This is a genomic window from Salinivibrio sp. MA351 (assembly GCF_001996065.1).
Classification (GTDB): Bacteria; Pseudomonadota; Gammaproteobacteria; order Enterobacterales; family Vibrionaceae; genus Salinivibrio; species Salinivibrio costicola.
In genome coordinates, this window is record NZ_MUFG01000049.1 from 1 (window position 1) to 6,425 (window position 6,425).

A 6,425-nucleotide genomic window follows, 5' to 3' on the forward strand; every position below is an offset into this window, starting at 1 on the left:
GCTGAGGCTGTTGCTGCATTGGGTTGCTTGACTTTGAGCTCAAAGGGTATGCCGCCGTAATTAACGACCGCTTTGGCAAAAAGCTTTATTGCTTGAGAGGGGCTAAGTCCCATGTTCTCGCAAACGTGAGTAAACGCTAACTTGGTGTCGTGGTCAATTCGGGTGCTCAGCATTTCGTTTTTCATAACATCACCAAATATGTGAATCTGTAATACAATGTGATACAAAGTATAGCAAAAGCATGTGACAATGCCAAGCAGGGCGACCCATTTTTCGTTGTGCCTGCGGCTTCACTACAAATGGGCACCTGTTGGCGGCGTTAAGTTTAAATGGAGGTAAACATGAGCTCTGGGTTACATTCCATAGAAAATGAAAAAGTAATATTCTATGTGGATACAGAAGAATGTGGTCGTAAGTATATGTCGGCCAGTCGATCATCGTATAAGGGTAGCAATTATAAAATCGTCTTTGTCGATGCTATGAAGTTTTTAGCTCTCTGGAAAAATGACCCAGGTAAGCAAGAATATCAACTATCTTCAGGTGATAAATCTGCATGGGAATCAGATTACAGATATCCTGCTGCTGAATATGGATTCTCTCATGGACTTTCTAACCCAGTACCTTTAGCGTTCCCTCATTGCCAAGAATCTGAATATGGTCCTTATGCTTCCTTCAGCAATGGAATTACCAGAACAATATGGCTATTGTCGAAAGGAGCTAAATCATTCCCCTTAGAAACTGACAATGAATCAGCACAACTATTTGTCAAATATGCGGGGGTTGGGAAAGGTATATTTAGTGCTGAAGAGTATAGAAACTTAACAAAGTTATGAAATTGACCTCAATAAGCTGCGCTTCTTTCGGCAATTTATAACGGCGTTATACGCCCATTGAGAATTGAGTGATTTTTAGATCAGAGATGTTATGTCAATAAAAAATATACAAAAATTAAAACGATTCGGTATCTTTCATAATCACACGAACACCAATGCCAAGGATTTTGGAAAATACAACCTGTTTTATGGTTGGAACGGTAGCGGGAAATCTACGCTTTCAGGTATATTTAGGTGCATCGAAAATAAATCTAATTCAGGAAAGTTCCCTTCTTCTGAGTTTATAGTAGGTATTGACGGCAGCACCGAAATTACACAATCGAATATCGCTCAATCTAGCCTAAACGTATACACCTTCAATCAAGACTTCATTGACGAAAATATTTCATGGAATAGCGTTGTCAAAAGTATTTTACTTGTGGACAAAGCCAAAATTGAAGAGCGCAAAAAGCTGGAAGAGTTGAAGAAAGAGCAAAGAACCGATTCCGAAGCGTATAGTAAAGAAGAGTCAGAAATAAAGAGCCTGGAAGGCGCCATTTCAAAATTTGGAACTGATAGCGCTCGTCGCTTGAAAATGAGCCTCCAATCTATTGATACGTCCGATAGCCATTATCTTAATTATAATAGAAAAAAGTTTGAATCTTTTATCACCTCAAACCTTCAAGCAACGAAAACAGAAGCCCCGCTTCTTGATGAAGAGAAAATTRTCGAATTAACCAATGCGGCTAAACCAAATCAAAAGAGCCCTATCAGTTTCACTAAACAGAGCATAAGTAAGGAAACTTTTTCCAAGGCGAAAGATCGCCTTGATGATCTTCTAAATACCAGTGTGGTGAGCAAAACCATTCAACGGTTTGTTGAGCATGGAGATATAAAATCTTGGGTGGAGACCGGCCTTTCTCTTCACAAGCGTCACGATACAAACCAATGTGAATTTTGCGGTAACACCATCACTGAAGAGCGGATCAAACGGCTTGAGGCCCATTTCAATAATGATTATAAAGCCTTCCAAGAGCGGCTTGTAAAGGCTGATAGCTGGCTTTCAGGTCAATACATACAAGCTCCAATGCTTCCTGCGGCAGGTGACTTTTACGAAGAACTTAAAAAGAAATACAGTGAAGCCTGTGCAGATTTGGAAAAAGCTATTATAGACCTGAACGAAGAAATATCAGCTTGGCACACTGCCCTGAAGAAAAAGACTGAAAATCCGCTTGAAACAGATCGTTCAATAGAGGCTATCAAAGAATCGTCCATACAAACTTTCAATGATGCCATGGCCGCTATTAGTGCAACTGTTGAAAAACACAATCACAAATCAGCCAACTTTAAAGAAGAAACAGACAAAGCCAAGAAACAGCTTGAGCTTCATTATGTAACCACTGAAGTAAAGGATTTTGGTTACCACGACAAGAAAGTTGAGGTTGCTAAACGCGCAGCCGAAAACAATGATTTAAAAAGAGCGATAAATAATAGAAATACCGAAATTCGAACTCTTGAAGAGTCGCTGTCAAATGAAGGTTTGGGGGCTGATCAGTTTAACGAATCGCTCCACAAGTTTCTTGGTCGCAGTGAAATAACTCTTCATTTTAATCCGGAAAAAAAGGGTTATGAAATACTTCGGAATGATACCGATCTGGTGGAAGGGAATCTGAGTGAAGGTGAGAAAACTGCCATTGCGTTCGTTTACTTTATAACCAAGCTAAAAGAAAACGACAACAAAATAGAGAACACTATTGTTGTAGTCGATGATCCAGTATCAAGCTTTGATTCAAACCACCTGTTCCATGCATATTCGTTCCTTAGAAGTAATTGTGATAAAGCAAAGCAATTATTTGTATTTACACACAATTTCACCTACTTTAAATTAATTAGAGATTGGTTTGAAGGGGTAAACCGTAATAGGAAAAGAAAGCATCCACCTAAAGAACCAAGTGCGTTCTTTTATACCATTGAGGCGTCAACAGCAATTCCCCGTCATTCGACATTCAAAGACGCTGATCCCAGCTTAGTGAACTACAACTCAGAATACCATTACATTTTTTCAAAGCTCTATGCATACAGAAATAGCCCAGAATTATCACGGGATGAGGCATTCTTGACGGCTAATCTTGCGAGGAAATTGCTTGAATCTTTCTTTAGCTTCAAGTTTCCAAAGTATCGAAGTGATATTGCCCAGTTAATGGATCGTGGTCTGAAGGGTTGCGAAGTTACGGATGAAGCGACAAAGGAAAAGATTTACCGATTCATCAATAAATATTCTCATAGTATTGTTATTGAGATTAATGAGGAATCTTCGGAAAACCTTGTTGGTGAAAGTCAAAATGTGATTGGTGATATTTTTGCTTGGCTTCAAGAAGTCGATGAGGTTCATTATGATGAAATGCTTGAAGTTGTGCAATGATTAGTGACTAAGCGTATAACAAGGCCAGGCACGGCGACGTCTTTTTCGTTGCGGCTTCGCCTCCACTACAAAGCCACGCATGCTGCATGCGTTAAGCATCTAAAGTAAGTATGGAGAATAGAGCTTGTATTTTTATGTGGATGAAAGTGGACACACTGGCCCGAATCTTTTTGATGAGGCCCAGCCAATACTCTATTACGGCGTATTGTCGAGTAAAATAAATTTGGATGCAGCTGCAGAAGGTAGAGTAAAGAAAATCAGAAAGAAGCTTGGGGTTAAGAGGCTTCATGCATCTGAGCTTGGCAATGGAAAATTAGTAACAATAGTCAAAGATATTGAATCATTGAGAAAACGCTATGATCTCCGGTTTGATATTTATCGCGTGGCTAAAGTCGATCACGCTCTTATTAGTTTTTTTGACCAAGTATTTGATCAGGGTGTGAACCCAGCAGTCCCTTGGACGTCTTATTGGACCCCAATGCGGTATGTATTACTTTTAAAATTAGCCTCATTGTTTGATGAGGAGCTATTGAAGGCGGCATGGGCAGCTAGAATAAATCTAAAAACCAATGAAGCTAATGCCTCCTTAGTAGATATATGTAATACGCTAATATCTAGAGTCGACAGCTTACTTGATGAGCGGTCTCGTCAAGTTATCACTGACTCCTTAACGTGGGCTGCTGCGAATCCAGACGAAATATATTACAACGTAAAAAACAAGAAGGATCTATTACAAATAACGCCCAACCTGATTGGCTTTCAATCAGTGATGCACGGCATCGCATCTAGATTGCTAAAGAACGGGAAGACAGCGTCACAAATAATTGTTGATCAGCAATCACAGTTTAATACTGCGCAAAAGAAACTCTCAGATTTTTACGCAAAAGGGAGAGGTCTTCCTTTGGTTAACGGTCCGGGGCTCCCTAAAATTGATTTTAGTGGTATGCCGGAAACGCCTATTTCGTGTACCGCTGGTACTGATAGCACTGGTCTTGAATTGGTAGATATATACCTCTGGGTCTTTAAGAGGTTTATGGATGAGAAAGAGTTAGCGCCGGAGCTATTTTCTCTTATTAAAGGCCAATTACACCGTGGGCTCACCGATGAGGTGTCTATCAATGCAATAGCAAGTCGATGGTCTAAATGGTTCGAAGAGTTACCTGACCCTACTGATGAACAAATGGAAAAAGGTAAAGAAATGCTGAGGATGGATGAGGAAAGGAGGCTCCTAGCTGTAAATGGAAATGCTTAATACAATGTTAGCTGCACGGGAGGCAACTTGGAGAAAAAGGGATTCCACATAGCGCATGAAGCATCCTTAGTCGTTTCAGATGAATATACCGGATTACATGGTCGTGACGAGTACAATGCTGCTGTTGCTCACGTTTGCGATTTAATACGCGCATCATATTCGTTATTCATGAACGGTAGCTTTGCGCCTTCTCTTTTTTTATCTATCACGATATTTGAAGAAATCGCTAAGATAAAAGCAGGTCACATGCGTGCGTGGGGAGATGAGCGAGAAAAAGTAAAACGTGGTAAAGATCCTCTTTTCCATCATGCCAAAAAGCACGAAATCTCGGTTGACCCTATTTACTTAATTGGTGATCGCATTGCAAAAAGCATAGGTGCTGAAAGAGCAAAAGAGATATTTGAGGGTTATGAATCTGGTAAGTATTCATCGCTCAGAGAAGAGTCATTGTACTTTGCACGCACAAATAAAGGGTTGCAAATTCCTGCAAATAGCGTAGATCTGCGTTTGGCTGCGGAACATTTGCTGATCGCAATTGAAATCTATTGCGATGAGTTTTGGGGTATGACTGCAGAAGCGTCTGAAATATGTGATACAACTGATGAATTATATTTGGAAGTCGAGGCTGCACTTAAAGGCAGCTAACAAGCAACTGCAGCGGATCAAATTTCGCTGCGCTCAATTTGCCCGCTGAGTTGGGCGTTATGTAACTTAATTGAAATCGGAGTAGGTCATCAAGCAATGAAGATTGAATCAAATAAAGTTTTGGAAATGGTATCTGCTTTCGTCTTACTCGGGGTTTCTATTTACTTTGGCTACAATAGTAAGCCTGCCGAAATGGGATTAACCATTGCAGCAGGATTTCTCGGCTTAGTATTCGCGAATCTGGATAAATTCAAAAGTTTTAAAGCAGCTGGCGTTGAAGCACAACTTAGAGAAGAGCAGATCAAAGCGGTATTAGAAAAGGAAATAGAATCTCCTACTGATTTGTTTGACGAAACCGAATCTCAGGTACCTAATGTTAATCTAGTCCCTGACAATGCTAAATCTGTTTTAGAGTCTTTACAAAGCCACGAATATACGTGGCGCTATGTTTCAGGAATATCAAAAGAAACTAGTTTGACTCGAGTTCAAGTTAAAGAGTCACTTCAGTGGCTTTCAGAACATGGTTATGCAAAAAAATCTCTTGGGAAAAACGGCGAAATTTGGGCGTCTACTCAAGAAGGTCGTTATCTTTATGCAGTAATCTGTTTTGACGGGGTTCCAGTTGCATAACAAACGAGTATGTCGTCAATCCTAAATTTTAGCGAGATTTTTATCCCACATCACGCCGTCTCTGAGCATCGAATTTAAGATCACTACCATCTTGCGCACACAGGCAATAATGGCGACTTTTTTCGGCTTTCCAGCGGCGACTAATCGGGTATACGTCGCTTTAAAAACAGGATTACATTGCATCGCAGACATCATCGCCATATACAACACGGTACGAACTTGAGCACGTCCACCTTGGATCACTCGTTTGCCTTTATATCGCCCACTTTCTTTTGTCACGGGTGCAACACCAATGAGTGATGCCGCTTGTTTGTTAGTTATATAGCCCAGCTCAGGGACGTTACTGATGATAGATGCTGCCGCAATGCTGCCAATGCCAGGCACGCTTTGTAAGAGCGTATTTTTAGTCTGATATTCAGGGCATACTTCAATCAACTTCACGAGTTTTTGTTCGATGTTGGTGATTTGATTTTTTATCGCAGTGAGCATGGGTTTGATGGTTGAATGCAAGGTTTTGGGCAGTATCTGCAAGCGGTTCTTTTCCATCGTTTGCATAGATAGGAGCTGGTTTCTCCTGATGACTAAATCACTCATTAAACGTATATTTTCCGCCTTGATAATGGTGATTTCAGGCTTAATGGCGTCGCCATAATGTGCGATTAAC

At 40.5% G+C, this 6,425-nt stretch carries 7 protein-coding genes; 5 read left to right on the plus strand and 2 right to left on the minus strand.

What is annotated here, in order from left to right; all coding sequences use genetic code 11:
* Nucleotides 1-185 (minus strand): type II toxin-antitoxin system RelB/DinJ family antitoxin (locus tag BZG78_RS15030; protein WP_077661673.1); only part of this gene is annotated, 185 nt, incomplete at its 3' end.
* A gap of 156 nt (nucleotides 186-341) precedes the next feature.
* Here BZG78_RS15030 and BZG78_RS15035 point away from each other — a divergent pair.
* The 5 genes from BZG78_RS15035 to BZG78_RS15055 all read left to right on the plus strand — a co-directional run bounded on the left by BZG78_RS15035 (nucleotide 342) and on the right by BZG78_RS15055 (nucleotide 5,761).
* The gene (locus BZG78_RS15035; protein WP_077661668.1) at nucleotides 342-833 is read left to right on the plus strand and encodes a hypothetical protein; all 492 of its coding nucleotides are present in this window, start codon (nucleotides 342-344) and stop codon (nucleotides 831-833) included.
* A 91-nt stretch (nucleotides 834-924) separates the two neighbouring features.
* Nucleotides 925-3,234: an AAA family ATPase gene (locus BZG78_RS15040; RefSeq protein WP_077661669.1), complete on the plus strand. Its 2,310-nt coding sequence runs from the start codon at nucleotides 925-927 to the stop codon at nucleotides 3,232-3,234.
* A 124-nt stretch (nucleotides 3,235-3,358) separates the two neighbouring features.
* Nucleotides 3,359-4,486, plus strand: coding sequence for a DUF3800 domain-containing protein (locus BZG78_RS15045; RefSeq protein WP_077661670.1), 1,128 nt, complete (start codon nucleotides 3,359-3,361; stop codon nucleotides 4,484-4,486).
* A 27-nt stretch (nucleotides 4,487-4,513) separates the two neighbouring features.
* On the plus strand, nucleotides 4,514-5,131 hold the full coding sequence (locus BZG78_RS15050; RefSeq protein WP_077661671.1) for an AbiV family abortive infection protein: 618 nt from the start codon (nucleotides 4,514-4,516) through the stop codon (nucleotides 5,129-5,131).
* A 96-nt stretch (nucleotides 5,132-5,227) separates the two neighbouring features.
* Nucleotides 5,228-5,761 carry a hypothetical protein gene (locus BZG78_RS15055; protein WP_077661672.1) on the plus strand — a complete coding sequence of 178 codons (534 nt, stop codon included), beginning with the start codon at nucleotides 5,228-5,230 and terminating at the stop codon, nucleotides 5,759-5,761.
* Nucleotides 5,762-5,782: 21 nt separating this feature from the next.
* Here the strand turns inward: BZG78_RS15055 and BZG78_RS15525 are convergent.
* The coding region (locus tag BZG78_RS15525; protein ID WP_199877212.1) for a transposase at nucleotides 5,783-6,425 on the minus strand (643 nt) is incomplete at its 5' end.